This window comes from Bradyrhizobium sp. Pha-3 (assembly GCF_042258325.1).
Lineage (GTDB): Bacteria > Pseudomonadota > Alphaproteobacteria > Rhizobiales > Xanthobacteraceae > Bradyrhizobium > Bradyrhizobium elkanii.
On the sequence record NZ_CP170151.1, the window covers coordinates 1,799,188 to 1,818,206 of the forward strand.

Here is a 19,019-nt window from a genome sequence, read left to right on the forward strand (position 1 = left end):
CAAGGGCCGGCGTTAACGACGCTTGGCGATTTCCACCCTGAGCGAAATCGCTTCGAGGCTTGTTAAAATTTGCCGGGTACCTCTTCCAGGCTTGGGATCAGGGGAGAGGTATGGGCAAGCGGGCCAAACGTGGAAAGATCGAAACGCTCACCCTGCCGGTCGCCGGAAGAGTTGTAGTTGGCGTCGTGGCCGCTGCCGCATTGGGGTACAGCTTGCTGTGGCGGCCGGCGAGCGTTCAACCAATACGGAAGCAAGCCGCGCACCAGGTGCCGGCGCCATCTAGTCCGACGCCGTCGACTCCCATTCACGTAGCGGCGCCGGTTCAGGCTCCAGCGCCAGCTCCGGTTCCAATCCCGGTCCCCGCACCCCGGATCGAAACACCAAAAGCCGCTGACGCTCCCGGAAGATTTGTTCGGCAGGTGGTTGACTACGTCAGTCACCAGCCGCCGGGCACCGTCGTCATCGATACCGGAAACACATTCCTCTATCTCGTTCTGAACGGCGGGCAGGCGATGCGCTACGGCATCGGTGTTGGCCGCGAAGGTTTCACATGGTCCGGTGAACAGGTCGTGGCCCGCAAGACGGAATGGCCGGATTGGCGTCCGCCGGCAGAGATGCTTTCGCGCCAGCCTTATCTGCCGCGGTTTATGGCAGGCGGTCCTGGTAATCCGCTCGGCGCCCGGGCGATGTATCTGGGCGATACCGAATATCGCATTCACGGCACCAACAAGCCCGATACGATCGGGAAGCGGGTTTCGTCCGGCTGCATCCGGCTGACCAATGACGACGTCACGGACCTTTATGATCGGGTGAAGGTCGGAGCGAAAGTGATCGTGCTTCCGGCACAAGCTGCCCATCGACCATCCCAAAGCGCGCCGCCCGACGCCGCCCTCTCATCGCCGGAACCGGCGTCGCCGTCGAGCCGGCCCTCGGCAGTCAACGCACAACCGCAGTCATCCCGACCGAAGATGGCCGACGCCCAGTAGCTCAAGGCAGGACTTGCGTGGGTCTTGTTCGATGATCGCTCCGAGTCTGAGCCGTAAGCTTCGAAGTCGATAATGCGGAATGCGACAGTTGCGGCACTAATATGCGAGTTTCTATTGCCGCCCGGTTTAGCCACCACGGGCGGCTTTTGACCCGATGCGGACTCCCGGCCAACTGCCATGTTCCCGAATTGGTCTGGTATCACCATCCGTTCTGACGGGACGGTTGAGTGCTGTCCGTCTTAGGCACCGGCGCAGGGCGCAACGCACATAAAATAGGGGCCGCCAACGCAAGCGACCCCTGCCGGATAACCAAAAAATGATCTTTATGAAATAGCCCGGGATTAGGACCCTAGGCCCCTTCTGCTTCAAAGCAGATTTCGTAGAAACACGGTGACAAAAAACGGCCCCAGCGCGTTGGAACGAACACTGGGGCCGCCTCACCGCGCCGTCTCTGGAGAATTGCAGATTATGACAGGCCTGTCTCTCCGGTGTTTCACCGTCCGTCCCAATTGGCCGGAGCTTAGTTCGAATTTCCGAGGGGCCTGTTCTGAATTAACCCATAGCAAATGTTGCCGTCTGCCAAAGTTCTCTCAATCCACAGCGCAGGGGTGTTACCGCGGTTCTCCATGGGTGAACAGAATTTCCCTAGTTAAGTCCGGAACGGACTTAACTCCGGTCTGTTGGGTCAGCGTGATCGGTGGAGATCATGCGATGCTCAAAACAGAAGAAGCTATCCGTCGCTGCAAGTGCGGCCGAGAGCTGACCAACCTCCGCAGCTTTCCTGACGCGCAGACTGGAACTCGCTTCCTGACGCAGCGCTGCGAGGCCTGCGGAGAGGTCAGCATTATCCTGTTTGAGGAAAAGGGAGCGGCGTCGGAATGAACCGCGCCGGCCACCTCAGTTGGCGGGCCCGAGGAACGTTGCGCGGCTTCCCGACTTGAGTCCCTCGTTCCAGGCAGGAACCCAATGAGGAAATTCGCATGGGACCAATTAGACGCCGGAGCATTCAAACTGAGCCGCTGGAACGCGGCTTGCCGGACAGGCCGAAGAGATGCGCGAACGGGCCAAGTCGATGCCGCCAGGTGTTGAGAAGGAGGCGCTGTTGAAGCGCGCCAGGCAAGCCGAGACCGGCGCGCACGCGAGCGAGTGGCTACGCTCTCCCGGGCCGACGTGAATCGAGAGGAGGCGAAGCAAGAACTTGAACAGAAGCTGCGCGGCTATCGTGGGCTTTCGGAGCGTTTCGCCCATGACGCTCTGCGGTTTTTGCTCATTGACATAATCAAGGACATCGAAGAGCAATTAGCGGAGCTGGACCGCCGACCGTAGCAACCTTCCGCTCGCTCAGCCGTATCCCTATTGCTGGAGGATTGCAGCTTCCAGTTTGAGCGCCAGCGCCGCCAAGTCTTATACAGCTTGGTCGCGCTGTGCGCTTGAACGTCGGAGCCTAATAAGGGCACCTCACACCTTGGCTCTCTTACCTATGTGAATGGATTCATCGACCGATCCTGCGATCCTATGGCATGGCTGGTCGCGAACAAGCGTTGCGCACTCAAATGCGCTTTCACTTAGAGGCAGCTTCGGCGTACGCCGAAGAGCTGCATGACACACGCACTCAAGCCGTTGTTGATACAGTGCTGCAAGAGGTTGAGCAGGACGAAAAGCCGGGCCCTAAAGAGCAAGGCCGCCAGCCCAATCCGTAGGAACCACCTCCAAGTACAGATATTGAGAGTAGGGTCTGTGGTGCGACGCTTGAAACACCAAGTTCGTGCCATCCACCCGGAACGGCCCATCGTCGATCGCGCGGTTGGCGGTGGGCCGGTTCTTGATTAGAGCGCTTTAACTGGTGGCGTCTTTCATTCAGCCGAACCAGCAGTAACTACCGCTTGTGGCCCTTAGCCGACATGAACCAAGTTTGCCTCGTTTGTCCGCACCCGAGGCTGATGCGACATTCGTCGGCAGGCGGATCTATGGGCATACGATCCTGGATCGAGGTGCGTGCCGAAGCACTATGCCAAAAGCCAGCCCGTAGCATGGGTGGAGCGAAGCGATACCCATCAACCTTGTGCTGCGCGCACTACGGCAGTCCGCCGGAGCGCGTCTACGCGCACAACTGGATCGACTTTAAGAACGCCCGCTATTGCGAGGGCTGCGCGCTCGCCACCACGGCGCGGCAGCGGGGCGAGTAGGGCAGGTACTCACTAAAATCCGGGACGCCCGCTGTCGGGGACGAAGCGGAAACCCGACCCGACATCGGGGATATCGCCCTCTGACCCGAAGCGGTCCTGCACGCGGATGGCGCGTCGTCGCGTGCGCCATCCGCTCCTGCAATCGATCTCTTGCGAAGAAAAGAGCCTTAGGCCTTCAGGTCCGTGATCCGCATGATCGCGACCACATTCCCATCGTTGTACGCCTGCTCTTTTGTTTCCTTGTTACAGGTCCAGACAAAATTCTTCTTGCCCGTAAAGGTCTTTCCCTCCTGCTCAAGCCGAAGCTCCCCTTCGGTGATATGGCAGATCATGGCGTTCATCATCGGGGGACCCATGGTCTTCGATCCCGGCTGCATAATGACATCGCGCATTGAGACTGTCTTGAATCCTGGGATCAGGGATGGTGTCTCGCCTTCATATTCACGCACCACGACACCTGGCCAAGGTGCCGTATCCTTGTAGCCCGTGGCTTGAGCCTCGGCGGGCTTGATCATGGCAGTCGAAACCGCTGCCAACGCGATTCCCAGTGCGGACCTTCGATCGACCTTCCTCATCGCTTTTCTCCCGACGTTACCGAACGAGCCGCCGCAAATGCAGCGCGCAAAGTTCGTGGTGAACGGTGGTGCGAAACCGAAAAAAGAACGGCCTCTAGGAGAGCGTGCCTGCCGATGGCACCAGTGCTGCTCGTTTGCCCGGACGGTGATTTCGGCACGTCCCGTTTCAAGGGCCGTGACATTCTACGTCACCTGACGCATCCGGGGAACAGGTGGCGATGCACGAAGACACTGCGGCCTGTCGGGAATGTCCGAAATTGGCCCCGTAGCCGACATGGCCAAGTGCGCCTCGCTTGTCCGAGGCTGATGCGGACAGTCGTGGGCAGGCGGAATTATGGGCATTCCTCCACTGCTTCCCGGAATTCTGCCCCCGAAGGCAGTCCCGCTTTGATCTAGATCAAGATCGCCTTAAGCGAGTGAGTGTCACCTGTATCAGCTTCAGGGCGGCCAGTGAGGCACCGCGGCATCCGTGGGTCGAACAGAGGCCGCGCGCGCAGATATTGGACCACGGTCCGATATCACGCGAGGGTTTTGCCTCGTAGCGCGGAAAGACCGGCTGGGAGGTGACGCCTTGCGAGCGAAGTCCAAGCGCGCGCGCGATATCGCCATTTGCGATGGTCCGTCGGATATCGACAAGATGATCTACATACCCGGCGGGACATTCCGCATGGGATCGGACAAGCATTATCCGGAGGAGGCGCCGGCACATCGGGTGAGTGTCGATGGCTTCTGGATGGATCGCCATCCTGTCACAAACAAGCAGTTCAGAAAGTTCGTCAAGGCTACTGGTCACGTTACCGTGGCCGAGATTGCGCCCGACCCGAGAGACTATCCCGGGATCCTACCGCATATGGTCTTTGCGGGCTCACTGATGTTCTTGCCGCCGGGGCATCCGGTCGGCCTGCGCGACTTCAGCCAGTGGTGGACCTTCGCCAGGGGTGCTGACTGGCGCCATCCCTACGGACCGAATAGCAACATCCATGCGCTCGACCATCATCCGGTCGTGCACGTGGCCTTCAACGACGCGCTTGCCTACGCGCAATGGGCTGGCAAGGAATTGCCGACCGAAGCGGAATGGGAGTTTGCGGCACGCGGCGGGCTCGACGACGCCGAGTATGCGTGGGGTGACGAATTCATGCCGCGCGGCCATCACATGGCTAACACCTGGCAGGGTGATTTTCCGCACCAAAACACCAATGCCGACGGTTTCGAACGCACCTCGCCAGTCACCGCATTCCCGCCGAACGGCTACGGCCTTTACGACATGATCGGCAACGTCTGGGAATGGACAGCCGACTGGTATTCCCCCAGGCATGAGGCGGATGTGACGAAGGCCTGCTGCATCCCGGAGAATCCGCGCGGCGGGCGTGAGGCCGACAGCTACGATCCCAGAATGACCAACGTGAAGATTCCAAGGAAGGTCATCAAAGGCGGCTCGCATTTGTGCGCGCCGAATTACTGCCGACGCTACCGGCCGGCAGCGCGCCACGCGGAGCCGGTTGATACTTCCACGAGTCATCTTGGCTTTCGATGCATCAGTCGAGGAGCCTCTAGTGCATCATAAACAGGAGAGCGTAGCCATGTTGAGTTCTGTATTGCCCGACAAGCCGTCGCCGCCTACTAGAACGCCGTCACGCAAGACATCTGGCCGGCTCAAGGGGACCTGCGCCTCGCTGCTCGGCACGACGATGCTGATGGCCTTGTCCGGTCCGGTCAGTACGCCGGCCTTGGCGCAAAACCAGCAAAAACCAAACATCCTCTTCATCATGGGTGACGACATCGGCTGGATGCAGCCGAGCATCTACCATCGCGGATTGATGGTCGGGGAGACGCCCAACATCGATCGCATCGGCAACGAAGGCGCAATGTTCACGCACTATTACGCGGAGCAGAGCTGCACGGCCGGGCGAACGGCCTTCCTCACCGGCATGCAACCGGTTCGCGTCGGCATGACCTTGCCGGAGATTCCCGGCAGCCCATCCTATCTGCGGCCCGGGACGCCGTCGCTTGCCAGGTTCCTGCTCGATCTCGGCTACAACACCGGGGAGTTCGGCAAGAACCATCTCGGCGACCACACCGACTCGTTGCCGACTGCGCATGGTTTCCAGGAATACTGGGGCTACCTGTATCACCTCGACGCCATGCAGGGGGTGAGCTTCCCCGACATCAACAAGACCGCGACCCAGCAGACCGTCGCGCCGCCCTGCAAGAATACGCTGATCCCCGGCCTGCCCGAGGTTGCCGGCGCGGTGGATCCAAAGACCACGGTCTGCCTGACGCCACCGCGTCCGATGCTCGCGTGCAAGTCCTCGGATGGCACCGCCAAGAACATGACATGCAAGGACGAGGGCCCGCTGACCCTCGAGCGATCGAAGGGTATCGACGAGGAAATCTCGGCTAAGGTCGTCGACTTCCTCGATCGCAACGATCCGAGGAAGACCAACAAGCCGTTCTTCGCCTGGTACAATCCGGCACGCATGCACATCACGACCGTGCTGTCGGACAAGTACTTGGCCATGGTGGGCGAGCCCGGCGGCAAGGACTGGGGCGTCAACGAAGCCGGTATGAAGCAGATGGATGACAACATCGGCGTGGTGCTGAAGAAGCTCGAAGACATGGGCCAGCTCAACAACACGATCGTCGTGTTCACCACCGACAACGGCGCCGAGACCATCACCTTCCCGGACGGTGGCGTCACGCCGTTCAAAGGCGGCAAGCTGAGCACTTGGGAGGGCGGCATGCGCGCCCCGATGGTGATCCGGTGGCCAGGCGTCATCAAGCCGGGCACGGTCAAGAACGAAATGTTTGCCGCCCTCGACTGGGTCCCGACTCTCGTCGAGATCGCCGGCGGGCCCAAAGGCGACGGACTGAAGCAACGGATCGAGGCCGGGGAGTATCCCGGCATCGTCAAGACCACGCTCGATGGCGTCAACCAGGTGGAATACCTGAGCGGCAGGTCCGACAAGTCGGCCCGCGACCACTTCCTGTATTACTCCGGCAAGGAGCCGTCGGCGGTCCGCTACAAGAACTGGAAGATGTACTTCGCAATGGTGTCCGACTCACCGTCGGGCTTCATTTCCGGAGTGCTGCCCTTCCACTGGACCCAGGTCGTCAACATCAAGCGCGATCCCTTCGAGACCTCTATTGGTTCACAGCAGAAGACGCTGTTCGGTATGGGCGGGGCGATTGCTTCTCCGTCTACCGCCTATGTCTATGACTGGAACATGCTGCCTATCGGGCAGCAGCTGTGGCTGATGCACCTCGAGACTTTCGTCAAATTCCCGCCGCTGCAGGACCCGGCCAGCTACAACCTGGACCAGGTCATGCAGCAAGTTAAGAATATGAAGACGGCCGGCCGAAGCGACTAGCTGCGAACGTCAGGCCGCGATTGAGAACAACAGAAGCGGCCGGCCCGAAAGCGCCGGCCGCCTATCCCGGGCACCTACAAACTCCACGAGAAGCGCAAGATGAGGCTCTCAACGAAGACTAGGCCGAAACTCTCTGTGACTGCGACCGCCGGAGATCGAGGATGAATCGGCGCAGGCACATCTGGTTCGGCATGGTGGCATCGTTCGCCGCCATGATGGTCGCATCCGCGGCGTCAGCACAACAGCAAAAGCCGAACATCCTCCTCATTCTCGCTGACAACATCGGCTATGGCGACATCGGAGCTTACGGCGGCGGCGAACTGCGCGGGGCGCCGACGCCGCGCATCGACCGGCTTGCCGCCGAAGGCTTGCGGCTGACGCAGTTCCTGGTCGAGCCGTCCTGTACCCCGTCGCGCGCCGCCTTGATGACCGGACGCTATTCCATTCGCTCCGGTCTGTCGCTGGTTGCTGTCGAGGGGACTCCAATCTCGCTGCCGGCAACAGAAATCACCATGGCCGGAATGCTGCGCGAGGCAGGCTACGCCACGGCGATCTTTGGCAAATGGCATCTCGGCGCCCAGCCTTACAGCCAGCCGCAGAACAAGGGTTTCGACGAATTCTACGGCATCCCACCCGGCGATACCTGGGATGCCTTCCTCATGACCCAGCAGGCTCGGCAAACCAAGACGCTCGATATCCCGATCGATAAGGGGCCACAGGTCGTGGAGGCCGCGCGTGGCGAGCCGCTCAAAGCGGTGAAACCCTACACGGCGGATGTGCGGCGCGAGATCGACTGGGAGCTGGCGGAGCGCGGCGTCGATTTCATGCGGCGCCAGAAGGCCGTCGGCAAACCGTTCTTCCTCTATCTGCCGATATCGCGGACGCACTTTCCGAACCTGCCGTCAAAGCGGTTCGAGGGCCAATCCCGCGTCGGCCAGTTCGGTGATTCCCTGATGGAAGGCGATGCCATCGTCGGCAGAATGCTCGATGCACTCGATCAGCTCGGTCTCGCGCGCGACACCATCGTGGTGTTCGCGTCCGACAATGGCCCTGACGGTCCCGTCTCGCGCCCATTCGGCGGCGACATGCCGGACATGGGCTCGTCCGGGCCGTGGCGCGGGGCGCTGGGTGACATAAGTGAAGGATCGATCCGCACTGCCGCCATCATTCGCTGGCCGGAGCGAGTAAGGCCTCGATCGTCCAACGCCATGTTTTCGATCATGGATTTCTTCCCGACCTTCGCGCGGATAGTCGGCGGCAAGGTGCCGGATGATCGCCCGATCGACGGCATCGACCAGACCGACTTGCTGCTTGGCGGGAACGACAACGGGCGTCGCGAAAATCTCCTAACCTTCGTCGGCCCGTCTCTCGTTGCGGTGCGCTGGAAGCAGTTCCGCATCTATTTTGTCGACGTGGCGCCGGGCCGCAGCGGCGCCGGCGGCGCGACCCTCTTGGGAGGAGTCGGCGCCAGCGCAGCACCGATGAACGGCTATCCCAAGGTGTTCAATATCGAAGCGGACCCCCACGAAGAACACAACATCGGAGAGATGTACGAATGGGTGATCGGCCCGGCGCTGAAGACGGTCGAGGAATACAAGGCAAGCCTTGTGAAATCGCCGAACCCGCCGGCCGCGAACATGACTCGCTTTTGAACAGCGACCTGCGGCAACGTGATTCAACGCCATGGAGATCGAGGATGAGTACGACCCCGAACACCTGGCCCAGCATTCTCGCCATCGTGGGCGACGACATCGGCCATGGCAACATCAGCGCCTTCAACTGTGGCACCGAGCGGCACTATCCGGGGAGGCGATCATGAATCCGCAGTTTCCTCACATGGACCGCCGCGTCCTCCTCTCCTCGCTGGCGACCGTCCCCTTGCTCTCTGCTTTGCTTCGTTCCGCGCCAGCGGTGGCGCAAGCGCAGCGCGATCCATTGCCGTCATGGAACGAGGGCGAGACCAAGGCTTCGATCCTCGATTTTGTCACCCGCGTCACGACGCAAGGCGGACCCTTCTTCGTTCCTATCGAGCAGCGCATCGCGACCTTCGATAACGACGGCACCCTTTGGGTCGAGCAGCCGATGTATGTGCAATTGGCCTTCGCCCTCGACCGAGTGAAGGCGCTGGCGCCAATGCATCCGGACTGGAAGACCAAGCAGCCGTTCGCAGCGGTGCTGGACGATGACCTGAAGGCGTTGGCGGCTTCCGGCGAAAAAGGATTGGTCGAAATCATTGCCGTGACGCATGCCGGCATGACGACGGCTGAATTCGAGAGGATCGTCACCGATTGGCTCGCGACCGCGCGAGATCAGCGCTTCAAGCGGCCCTATACTGAACTGATCTATCAGCCGATGCTGGAATTGCTGGCCTATCTTCGGTCCAACGGCTTCAAGACCTTCATCGCGTCAGGCGGCGGCATCGAGTTCATGCGTCCGTGGACTGAGAGGATTTACGGAGTGCCGCCGGAGCATGTCATTGGGTCGTCGATCAAGACCCGGTTCGAGATGAAAGACGGCGCGCCAACGCTTTTCCGGCTGCCCGAAGTTAACTTCATCGATGACAAAGCAGGAAAGCCGATCGGTATCAACGAGCACATCGGCCGGCGTCCGATCGCAGCATTTGGAAACTCCGACGGCGATCTCGAAATGCTGCAATGGGCAACGCTCGGCTCCAGCGGCGCACGGTTCGGTCTGATCGTCCATCATACCGACGCCGAGCGCGAATATGCCTACGACCGCCAGTCACATTTTGGCAAACTCGAAATAGCGCTCGACGCCGCGGCGGTGAACAGGTGGACCGTGGTCGACATGAAGAAGGACTGGAGGCGGATCTTTGCATTCGAATAGGTGAGATCACCGGCTAACCTTGGCACGCCCTGTACCCAGCGGATGTTCGGGGCCGGCCCGAAGTTGACTCGCAGTCCTCCCGAGGCTGATGCGGACATTCGTCGGCAGGCGGATTGATGGCTACAAGCCCCAGACCGAGGCTCGTGCCGAGCCCCACTTTGCAAACAACAAAAAAGCCGGCGTTGCCGCCGGCTTTCGTGTCTGTTGGCTCACTGCTGCGCGATCAGTGCGCGGCTTCGAGAGCGGCGGCTTCCTGCCGGGCGATCGTGCCCTTGACGGCCGACTGCACCTTCTCGAACGCGCGGACCTCGATCTGCCGCACGCGCTCGCGCGACACGCCGAACTCGGCGGCGAGGTCTTCCAGCGTCATCGGCTCGTCCGCCAGACGCCGCGCCTCGAAGATGCGGCGTTCGCGCGGGTTGAGCACGCCGATCGCACCGTTCAGGGCCTGGCGGCGATGATCGAACTCCTCGCTCTCGGCCATCAGGGCTTCGGCGTTGGGCGAGTTGTCGACCAGCCAGTCCTGCCATTCGCCGGCTTCGCCGTCGTCGCGGATCGGGGCGTTGAGCGACGCGTCACCGCCGAGGCGGCGGTTCATGTCGATCACGTCCTGATCGGTCACGCCGAGGCGCTTGGCAATCAGCTTGACCTGGTCGGGGTGAAGATCACCCTCTTCCAGGGCGGAGATCTTGCTCTTCGCCTTGCGCAGGTTGAAGAAGAGCTTCTTCTGGTTCGCGGTGGTGCCCATCTTCACGAGCGACCAGGAACGCAGAATGTACTCTTGTATTGACGCCTTGATCCACCACATGGCGTAAGTGGCGAGACGGAAGCCCTTCTCGGGCTCGAATCGCTTCACCGCCTGCATCAGGCCGACATTGCCTTCCGAGACGACCTCGGAGATCGGCAAGCCGTAGCCGCGATAGCCCATGGCGATCTTGGCCACGAGCCTGAGATGGCTGGTGACGAGCTTATGCGCCGCGTCGCGATCGTCATGCTCGCGCCAACGCTTGGCGAGCATGTACTCCTGCTGGGGTTCCAGCATCGGGAACTTGCGGATCTCGGCGAGGTATCGAGAGAGGCCGGATTCTCCATTGAGGACCGGCAACGTAGCTGTACGGGCCATTTGAGCGCCCTCCAGTGGTTCAGGCCCCCGATAGCGGCGGGCCCGGCAGGTGGCCGCTGGGTTAAAGCCGGCCATGCTGCGATGTTCCGCGCTGGATATTCAGCGCAGGTGCAACATACACCAAACTGTCCGTGATAGGGAAGGATTGCTGACGTCACGTCCCCGTGTGGCAGGTATAACCTGTTGTCATAACGCGGCTTTTCCGGGAGGGGTGCGTCATACCGCCGCTTCCAGTGCCCGTTGCAGAAGAAGCAAATCCTCCGGCAAAGGCGCCTCCCAGTGCAAAAGTTCTCCGGTCCGGGGGTGCTCCAATGCCAGCAGATAGGCGTGCAGGGCCTGCCGGCCGAGCGCGGTGAGTGTGTCCTTACCTTCCGCGCCGAGCTGCCCGGCCTTGGTCTTGAAGTGGGCGCCGTAGACGCTGTCGCCGAGCAGCGGATGGCCGAGATGGGCGAGGTGCACCCGGATCTGATGGGTTCGCCCGGTCTCGAGCCGGCACGCCAGCAGCGATGCGACCGGCTTGCCGTCGCGGCCGGCAAAGCTCGAGAGCACTTCGAAATGGGTGATCGCCTCGCGGCCGCCTTGGCGCACCGCCATCTTCTCGCGGGCGTGCGGGTGGCGGTCGATCGGCGCGTCGATCGTGCCGTGGGGCCGGTTCGGCACGCCCCAGACGAATGCCATGTAGCCGCGCTCCATTGGGCCGGTGCGGCCATGGTCGGCGAACTGCGCGGTCAGCGACTGGTGGGCATGGTCGTTCTTGGCGACCACCATCAGTCCGGTGGTGTCCTTGTCGAGGCGGTGCACGATGCCCGGCCGCTTGACCCCGCCAATGCCGGACAGGCTCGAGCCGCAATGCGCGATCAGCGCGTTGACCAGCGTCCCGCTGGCGTGGCCGGCGGCGGGATGCACGACGAGGCCCCTCGGCTTGTCGATGACGATGATGTCGTCGTCCTCGAACACGATATCGAGCGCGATGTCTTCGCCCTGCGGTTCGGCGGGCGCGGCCTCCGGCACGTCGATTATGATCGTATCGCCCTTGGCGACATGATAAGCGGGGTCGCGGACGACGGCGTCCTTGACGGTTACGGAACCGGCGAGGATCAGCGCCTTCAGCCGGGACCGCGACAGCTCGGGACTGCGCTGCGCGAGCACGCGGTCAAGCCGGGCCGAGCCCTCGTCGCCGGCGACGACGACCTCCAGCTTCCGACCGCCATTCGAAGAGACTTGTTGCGAAGACACTTGCAAAGATAGAGCCTTGTGATGACCGACACCGCTGTGACCGAACCGACCCCCGACCAGGCCGCGCTGATCGCGCGGGTGCGGCGCATGATGCTGATCGCGGGCCTGACCTCGGCACTGGCCGTGGCCGTCGTACTGATTGCCATCGGCTACCGCCTTTATCGCAGCGAGGGAAGCCCCGTTTCCGTTTCCGACGTCACTGCTGCGCTGCCGAAAGGCGCGCGCATCGTCGCCACCGGTGTCGCCGGCGAGCGATTGATCCTCACGCTCGATGTGGGCGGTGCAACAGAGATTCGCACATTTGATGCAAAGACGCTGAAACCTGTCGGCAGGCTGAGCTTCGTCAACGAACCCTGATCGCAGCAATCGCGAAGCTGCGCCGTCGATCAACCGAAAGCTGCAGCGTATTTTTTGCGCATGCGTTCGCGCATCGAGAAGGTGTGCCGCCATCTTTTCGGCCGAGTTGCACGTTCAGCTTGCGCCATGTCGCGATCCAACCCGAGCGCTTCCATCGAACAGTCTGGTGAGTCCGATGCGTCGGGCTCGTGCGCCGACCCGACGCGCCGCGCGGTGTTGATCGCGCTCGCGAGCTGCGCCTGCCTCGCCGCGATCGAGCCTGCGGCCGCCGACGATGACGAACAACCCGGCGCCAACGAGCGGCCGCAAAAAGCCGATCGGCTTGTGCGCGCCGAAGGCGACAAGGCGGGCCAGGTCATCAAGTCGGAAGATCTCACCTTGGGCGGCCCGCCGATTCGCGCCTGGCCGCAGGACCCGAACACCTCGGTCGTCCGCAAGGGCTCGCGGCTGAACGAGGTCGTGCTCGTCAAGCTCGATCCGAGCGAACTCGACGATGCCACGCGCGCCCGCGCCCCCGACGGCATCGTCTGCTACTCGGTCGTCTGCACGCATGCCGGATGTCCGATCACCGCCTGGTTGAAGGAAGAGCAGGGCGACAAGAACGTTCTGAAATGCCTCTGTCACAACTCCGAATACGATCCGCGGCAGAATGCGCAGGTCGTGTTCGGGCCGGCGCCACGTCGCCTCGCGGCATTGCCGCTGACGGTTGCCGACGGCGTGATCACGGTCGCAGCGCCATTCGTCGGAAAGGTGGGTGCTCAGCAAGGAGGATGAGGCCACATCGGGATTTCTGCATGACCTAAACTGAAAAAATCAAAACAGAGCAGGGAGGTAGCATCTCATGACAAGCAAGCAGTGGTTACTGTCGAGTTGTGTCGCATTCACGTGCCTCATTTCGACCTACGCCGTCGCGGGGCCGATCGAAAACTACAGTTCGGTGACCTCGGCGCGTCTCGAAAATCCCGAACCCGGCAACTGGATGCTGTATCGCCGGACCTATGACGGACAGGGGTATAGTCCGCTCAACCAGATCAACACCTCCAACGTCAAGGACCTCAAGCCGGTCTGGACCTTCTCGACCGGCGTCATCGAGGGCCATGAGGCGCCGCCGATCGTCAACAATGGCGTGATGTTCGCCGCGACCCCGATGGGGCAGGTGATCGCGCTCAACGCCAAGACCGGCGAGGAATATTGGCGCTACAAGCGGCAGCTTCCCGACGATCTGTTCCAGCTGCACCCGACCAGCCGTGGCGTCGGCCTGTGGCAGGACAAGGTCTACTTCGCCACCACCGACGACCATGTCGTCGCGCTCGACGCCAAGACCGGCAAGGTGGTCTGGGACACCAAGGTCCAGGACTACAAGAAGGGTCAGTATCTGACGCTGATGCCGCTGGTGGTCGACGGCAAGGTGATCGTCGGCGGCTCCGGTGGCGAGTTCGGCGTGCGCGGCTATGTCGTCGCCTACGATGCCGAGAGCGGCAAGGAGCTCTGGCGCACCTTCACCATCCCCGGCGAAGGCGAGCCCGGGCACGAGACCTGGAGCGGCGACGACTGGAAGTCGGGCGGCGGATCGGCCTGGATGACCGGCACCTACGACAAGGACAACAAGACGATCCTCTGGGGCGTCGGCAACGCTGCGCCATGGCCGGGCTCGGCTCACGCCGGCGACAATCTCTACACCAGCTCGGTGATCGGCCTCGATCCCGAGACGGGCAAGATCAAGAAGCACTTCCAGTATCACCAGAACGATTCCTGGGACTGGGACGAGGTCGACGCGCCGATGCTGGTCGACCTGCAGCGCGACGGACGGTCGTTCAAGAGCCTGATCCACCCGGGACGCGACGCGATCTTCTGGGTGCTCGAGAACAAGCCCGACAAGATCAACTACGTGTCCGGCTGGCCGTTCGTGAAGACCAATGTCTGGAAGGGCATCGAGGCCGAGACCGGCCGGCCGATCGTCGATCCCGAGCACAAGCCGGTGATCGGCAAGCGGGTCGAGTTCTGCCCGTCGCTGTGGGGTGGCAAGGATTGGCCGTCGGCGGCGTACAGCCAGAGCACCAAGCTCGTCTACGTTCCCGCCAACGAGAATTTCTGCGGCGGCTTCACGGGCGAGAAGCAGCCGCTGGTGCCCGGCCAGCTCTGGCTCGGCACCAAGCCGGAGGACATCGGACTGACACCGGCACCGAACGCCGATCATTTCGGCGAGTTGCAGGCGTGGGACCCGGCCACCGGCAAGAAGGTCTGGCAGCACGACTTCAAGACCTCGCAGCTGTTCGGCTCGGTGACGGCGACCGCGGGCGACCTGGTTCTCGCCGGCGGCACCAATGACCGGATGTTCCGCATCTTCAACGCCAAGACCGGCGAGCTGTTGTGGGAGCAGAAGACCAACTCCGGCATCATGGCGATGCCGATGTCCTATGAGGTCGACGGAACGCAATACATCGCGGTCCAGTCGGGCTGGGGCGTCGACGCGCAACGCATCCAGGATGCACTGGCCGGTAAGGTCAAGGGCTTCGAGAACAACGTCCCGCAAGGCGGCGTGATCTGGGTGTTCGCGCTCGACAAGAAGTAAGGCGCGATCTGAGCTTCGGTCCTGATTGAATCAGGACCGAAGCTCCGGCTTGTTAAGACGCGTTTCCTCCAAGCGAAACGGTGTTCGTTTCACGCGAAGACGCTTCTCACCGACAGGGGGCGATGCGATCGGGAAGCGGTGGCTGGGGAGACCGCCGCTTCCCGGTCTGCGCTTGCTTTATTTGCCCTTGGTATCGACCTTCCGCTTCTCGTCGTCGTTCATCTGCCTGATCGTGGGGTCGCGGCTCGCTTCGCCGGTGGTTTGACCTGTGGTCGACGGCGGGCCGCTGCTCGGAACCGAGCTCTGGTCGGGCAGCACCTTGGCCGGGCGCGTCGCGGTCGCTTTCGGCGGCGAATCCGACTGTGCGAGCGCAGCCTGTGTCGCAAAAAGAAAGACGCCCGCGGACAAGGCTGCCGCGAGCGTCCCGAATGTCTGAGGCGGGGTTCTCATCGATCTGCTCCCTAAAGCGCGATCGATGAGAACGGCCCGTCTCGCCTAACGTTCCAGCCTCAGGTCTCCAGCTGCTTGCCGATCGGAAGGGCGCGGATGCGCTTTCCGGTCGCGGCAAAGATCGCGTTGATCAAGGCCGGCGCAAACGGCGGCACGCCGGGCTCGCCGACGCCGCTCGGCGGGGTGTCGGCGCCGGGCGGCACGATGTAGACGTTGGTGATCACAGGTGACTCGTCCATCCGGATCACCGGGAAGTCGTCGAAATTGCCCTGCTGCACCTTGCCGTCCTTGAAGCTGATCTCGCCGTATTTGGCCAGACTCAGCCCCATGATCGCAGCGCCTTCGATCTGCGAGTGGATCCGTTCCGGATTGACGTAAGTGCCGCAATCGATCGCGGTATCGACCCGCGGCACCGAGAACTTGCCCTTGTCGTCGACAGCCACCTCGACGACGGTCGCGATGTAGCTGACGAACGAGCGGTGCACCGCGATGCCGAGGCCGTGGCCCTTCGGCACCTTGCGGCCCCACTCGCCCTTGTCGGCGACCAGTTCGACGACCTTGCGTAAGCGCGCGGTGTCGATCGGGTAGCTGTCATAGGGCTCGCCGTAGTTCCAGGGATCCTTCACCGAGGACAGGTTGACGATCCGCGGGCTTCCGATGAGCTCCAGCAGCATGTCTTTCTGGTCGCGGCCGGTCGCATGCGCGATCTCCGCGGCCATCGATTGCACGGCGAAGGCGCGCGGGATGTTGGAGACCGAGCGGAACCAGCCGATCCGCGTGAACGCGGCCGCTTCCGGATTCTCGCACTGCAAATTGGCGATCTCGAACGGGTTGTCGATCAGGCCCATGCCGAGCTCGAACGGCGCCTCGTGATTGGCGCCGGCGGCGAAGGTCGAGGCGATGGTCGGCGCCACGCTGCGGTGCCGCCACGCAATCACCTTGCCGCTCTTGTCGAGACCGGCCTCGATCCGTTCCACGGAGACGGTGTGCAGGAAGTCGTGATGGACGTCGTCCTCACGCGTCCACTGCACCTTGACCGGCGCGCCGAGTTCCTTCGACAGCAATGCCGCCTCGAGCGCGAAGTCGCATTTCGACTTGCGGCCGAAGCCGCCGCCGAGCAGCGTCACGTTGACGGTGACATTGTCCTCGGGGATGCCGAGCGTCTTGGCGACATCCTCGCGGGTGCCGCCGGGGCTCTGCACCGGCGCCCAGATCGTGGCCTTGTCGCCCTTGACGTCGGCAACCGCGACCGGCGGCTCCATGCTGACATGGGCGAGATGCGGCAAATAGTATTCGCCTGTTATCACCTTGTCGGCACTCTTCAGCGCCGCATCCGCGTCACCTTCCTTGCGCACCACGAGGCCGGGCTTGCGCGCGGCTTCTTCGAGCGAGGCACGATAGGTGACAGAGTCGTATTTGGCGTTGGCGCCGTCGTCCCAGACGATCTTCAGCGCGTCGCGGCCCTTGATCGCGGCGCCGGTGTTGCGCGCGATCACGGCCACGCCGCCGAGCGGCTGGAACTTGGACGGCCAGGGCCAGCCCTTGACCTCCATCACCTTCTCGACGCCCGGCACCTTCTTGGCCGCGCTGTCGTCGAACGACTTGAGCTTGCCGCCGGTGACCGGCGGACGCGCGATCACGGCGTATTTCAGGCCGGGCAGCCGGACATCGGCGCCGTAATGCGCCTTGCCGGTGGTGATGTCGTGCAGGTCGACGATCGAGACCTGGCCCTTGCCGAGATAGCGGAAGTCCTTGGGGTCCTTCAGCTTGAGGCCCTCGACGCTCGGCACCGACCCTTTGGCGGCGTCGGCCGCGAGTTCACCGAAGCCTATCTTCCGGCCGCTCGCGCTGTGCACCACCTCGTGGTTCTGCGCCTTCACCTCGGTCGCCGGCACGCCCCATTTCTTGGCGGCGGCGGCTTCCAGCATCGAGCGCGCCGAGGCGCCGATCTGGCGCATCGGGATCAGATAATGCCGCGTGCTGCGCGAGCCGTCGGTGTCCTGGTTGCCGAACTTGACCTCGTCGCCATGCGCCTGCTGGACATGGACGCGTGACCAGTCGGCCTCCATTTCCTCGGCGACGATCAAGGGCAGGCTGGTGCGCACGCCGGTGCCCATCTCGGAGCGGTGTGCCAAGATGGTGACGATGCCGTCGGGCGCGATCGCGACGAACACGCGCGGATCGACCACGACGCCGTGCGGCATCTTGCCGGCGCCGGTCTCATAGGCGAACGCCTGGCGCGTCATCACGGGCGCGGCGAGCACGAAAGAGCCGGCGATGCCGAGCCCCTTGAGGATGCTGCGGCGCGAAACGTTCTCGACCTTCACGTGCTTCTCGAAGCCGCGAAGCTTGCTGGGATTGGTGCGGATATTCATGTCACACCCCCGTCGATGCGAGATGGACGGCATTCTCGATCCGCTGGTAGCAGCCGCAGCGGCAGATATTGCCCGCCATGGCTTCGCGGATCTGGTCGTGGCTCGGCTTCGGGTTCTGGTCCAGCAGCGCCGCGGCCTGCATGATCTGGCCGGCCTGGCAGTAGCCGCACTGCGGCACGTTGACCTGGCGCCAGGCCTTCTGCACCGGATGGTCGCCGGTCGGATGCAGCCCCTCGATGGTGGTGATCTCGCGGCCGACGACGTCGGACACCGAGGTGATGCAGGCGCGGACCGCCTCCTTGTCGACGATCACGGTGCAGGCGCCGCACAGCGCCTGGCCGCAGCCGAACTTGGTGCCCGTGAGGCCTGCTTCGTCACGGAGATACCAGAGCAGCGAAAGATCCGGGTCGCCGTCCCAATTCTGTTCCTGGCCGTTGATTTTTAGTTTGATCATGGTCTGTCCTCGCTCTGCCTAAGCTATTGACCTGTGCGGCGCGAGGTGCGGAACGTCTTCCATGGCCTGCGACCGCGCTGATGTTTGTTGTGCCAAGATATTCGTGAGCCAAATTTGCCGTGCGCCAAAGGGCCTGCGCGCTTTGTTCCAAGCACTCCTCTCGCTTGTCCGGCGCCGTGCGGGGCGCAGCATGGTGAATGGCTGCGATGTTAGCAGAGGCCGGTGACGGGTGACTTCACAGGCAGGTGTTTTGCATTTCCATTTGGCGAAAGCAGGGCCGCCGTTGCACGACGCAGACATGACATCCTGACGTGGTCATCATGCAATCGGCGCGGCGCGGCCGCATCGCTGGTCCGTGCGCGCGGTGCACGGAGGCCTTTCGGGCAGGGCACTCTCGGACCGCCGCCGCACCGGAACGGCCGTTCGGCGTGGTAAGCATGGCTGGCAAAATCCCCGCCGCAATGCACAAGGCATCTTGCGGCAACCTGAT

Annotated in this window: 17 protein-coding genes and 1 pseudogene; 12 read left to right on the top strand and 6 right to left on the bottom strand. The window is 62.6% G+C overall.

All coding sequences use genetic code 11. The features are described 5' to 3' along the window. Positions 1-110 precede the first annotated feature (110 nt). The 5 genes and pseudogenes from ACE10X_RS08635 to ACE10X_RS08655 all read left to right on the top strand — a co-directional run. Positions 111-986: a L,D-transpeptidase gene (locus tag ACE10X_RS08635; RefSeq protein WP_028343429.1), complete on the top strand. Its 876-nt coding sequence runs from the start codon at positions 111-113 to the stop codon at positions 984-986. A 711-nt stretch (positions 987-1,697) separates the two neighbouring features. Next, positions 1,698-1,868, top strand: coding sequence for a hypothetical protein (locus ACE10X_RS08640; RefSeq protein WP_155258707.1), 171 nt, complete (start codon positions 1,698-1,700; stop codon positions 1,866-1,868). 264 nt (positions 1,869-2,132) lie between these two features. Beyond that, complete coding sequence (locus ACE10X_RS08645; protein WP_028343430.1) at positions 2,133-2,312, top strand: hypothetical protein; 180 nt, start codon at positions 2,133-2,135, stop codon at positions 2,310-2,312. Between the two features lie 194 nt (positions 2,313-2,506). Next, the gene (locus ACE10X_RS08650) at positions 2,507-2,686 is read left to right on the top strand and encodes a hypothetical protein (RefSeq protein ID WP_155258708.1); all 180 of its coding nucleotides are present in this window, start codon (positions 2,507-2,509) and stop codon (positions 2,684-2,686) included. A gap of 369 nt (positions 2,687-3,055) precedes the next feature. Then, a pseudogene (locus tag ACE10X_RS08655) lies at positions 3,056-3,172 on the top strand (N-acetylmuramoyl-L-alanine amidase); the annotation flags it as partial. A gap of 167 nt (positions 3,173-3,339) precedes the next feature. Here ACE10X_RS08655 and ACE10X_RS08660 read toward each other — a convergent pair. Beyond that, entirely contained in the window at positions 3,340-3,747 is a 408-nt protein-coding gene (locus tag ACE10X_RS08660) for a hypothetical protein (RefSeq protein ID WP_028343431.1), read from the bottom strand. Positions 3,748-4,384: 637 nt separating this feature from the next. On the opposite strand from ACE10X_RS08660, the gene ACE10X_RS08665 reads away from it, so the two are divergent. From ACE10X_RS08665 to ACE10X_RS08680, 4 genes are all read left to right on the top strand, one after another. Further along, positions 4,385-5,311 (top strand): formylglycine-generating enzyme family protein, encoded by a 927-nt coding sequence (locus ACE10X_RS08665; protein ID WP_028343432.1) that lies wholly within the window; start codon positions 4,385-4,387, stop codon positions 5,309-5,311. Between the two features lie 130 nt (positions 5,312-5,441). After that, positions 5,442-7,115, top strand: coding sequence for a sulfatase-like hydrolase/transferase (locus ACE10X_RS08670; protein ID WP_028343433.1), 1,674 nt, complete (start codon positions 5,442-5,444; stop codon positions 7,113-7,115). 161 nt (positions 7,116-7,276) lie between these two features. Further along, positions 7,277-8,767 (top strand): arylsulfatase, encoded by a 1,491-nt coding sequence (locus tag ACE10X_RS08675; RefSeq protein WP_244435988.1) that lies wholly within the window; start codon positions 7,277-7,279, stop codon positions 8,765-8,767. A gap of 163 nt (positions 8,768-8,930) precedes the next feature. Next, positions 8,931-9,962 carry an HAD family phosphatase gene (locus ACE10X_RS08680; protein ID WP_028344494.1) on the top strand — a complete coding sequence of 344 codons (1,032 nt, stop codon included), beginning with the start codon at positions 8,931-8,933 and terminating at the stop codon, positions 9,960-9,962. A gap of 223 nt (positions 9,963-10,185) precedes the next feature. On the opposite strand, the gene rpoH is transcribed toward ACE10X_RS08680, so the two are convergent. Then, positions 10,186-11,085 (bottom strand): RNA polymerase sigma factor RpoH, encoded by a 900-nt coding sequence (gene rpoH, locus ACE10X_RS08685; protein WP_028343435.1) that lies wholly within the window; start codon positions 11,083-11,085, stop codon positions 10,186-10,188. A 216-nt stretch (positions 11,086-11,301) separates the two neighbouring features. Then, positions 11,302-12,321, bottom strand: a complete 1,020-nt coding sequence (locus ACE10X_RS08690; protein WP_244435987.1) for an RluA family pseudouridine synthase — start codon at positions 12,319-12,321, stop codon at positions 11,302-11,304. Positions 12,322-12,342: 21 nt separating this feature from the next. Between ACE10X_RS08690 and ACE10X_RS08695 the strand changes: the two genes are divergently transcribed. The 3 genes from ACE10X_RS08695 to ACE10X_RS08705 all read left to right on the top strand — a co-directional run bounded on the left by ACE10X_RS08695 (position 12,343) and on the right by ACE10X_RS08705 (position 15,250). Continuing rightward, on the top strand, positions 12,343-12,678 hold the full coding sequence (locus ACE10X_RS08695; RefSeq protein ID WP_018269854.1) for a hypothetical protein: 336 nt from the start codon (positions 12,343-12,345) through the stop codon (positions 12,676-12,678). 126 nt (positions 12,679-12,804) lie between these two features. Next, a complete protein-coding gene (locus ACE10X_RS08700; RefSeq protein WP_375764167.1) occupies positions 12,805-13,452 on the top strand; it encodes a ubiquinol-cytochrome c reductase iron-sulfur subunit in 648 nt (215 codons plus the stop codon). A 67-nt stretch (positions 13,453-13,519) separates the two neighbouring features. Continuing rightward, positions 13,520-15,250: a methanol/ethanol family PQQ-dependent dehydrogenase gene (locus ACE10X_RS08705; protein WP_038387773.1), complete on the top strand. Its 1,731-nt coding sequence runs from the start codon at positions 13,520-13,522 to the stop codon at positions 15,248-15,250. Between the two features lie 177 nt (positions 15,251-15,427). Here the strand turns inward: ACE10X_RS08705 and ACE10X_RS08710 are convergent, their stop codons facing one another. The 3 genes from ACE10X_RS08710 to ACE10X_RS08720 are packed head-to-tail and all read right to left on the bottom strand — an operon-like array spanning position 15,428 to position 18,529. Continuing rightward, the gene (locus ACE10X_RS08710) at positions 15,428-15,700 is read right to left on the bottom strand and encodes a hypothetical protein (RefSeq protein WP_038387772.1); all 273 of its coding nucleotides are present in this window, start codon (positions 15,698-15,700) and stop codon (positions 15,428-15,430) included. A gap of 59 nt (positions 15,701-15,759) precedes the next feature. Next, the gene (locus ACE10X_RS08715; RefSeq protein ID WP_038387771.1) at positions 15,760-18,075 is read right to left on the bottom strand and encodes a molybdopterin cofactor-binding domain-containing protein; all 2,316 of its coding nucleotides are present in this window, start codon (positions 18,073-18,075) and stop codon (positions 15,760-15,762) included. Position 18,076: 1 nt separating this feature from the next. Further along, positions 18,077-18,529, bottom strand: coding sequence for a (2Fe-2S)-binding protein (locus ACE10X_RS08720; RefSeq protein ID WP_038387770.1), 453 nt, complete (start codon positions 18,527-18,529; stop codon positions 18,077-18,079). Positions 18,530-19,019: the final 490 nt, after the last annotated feature.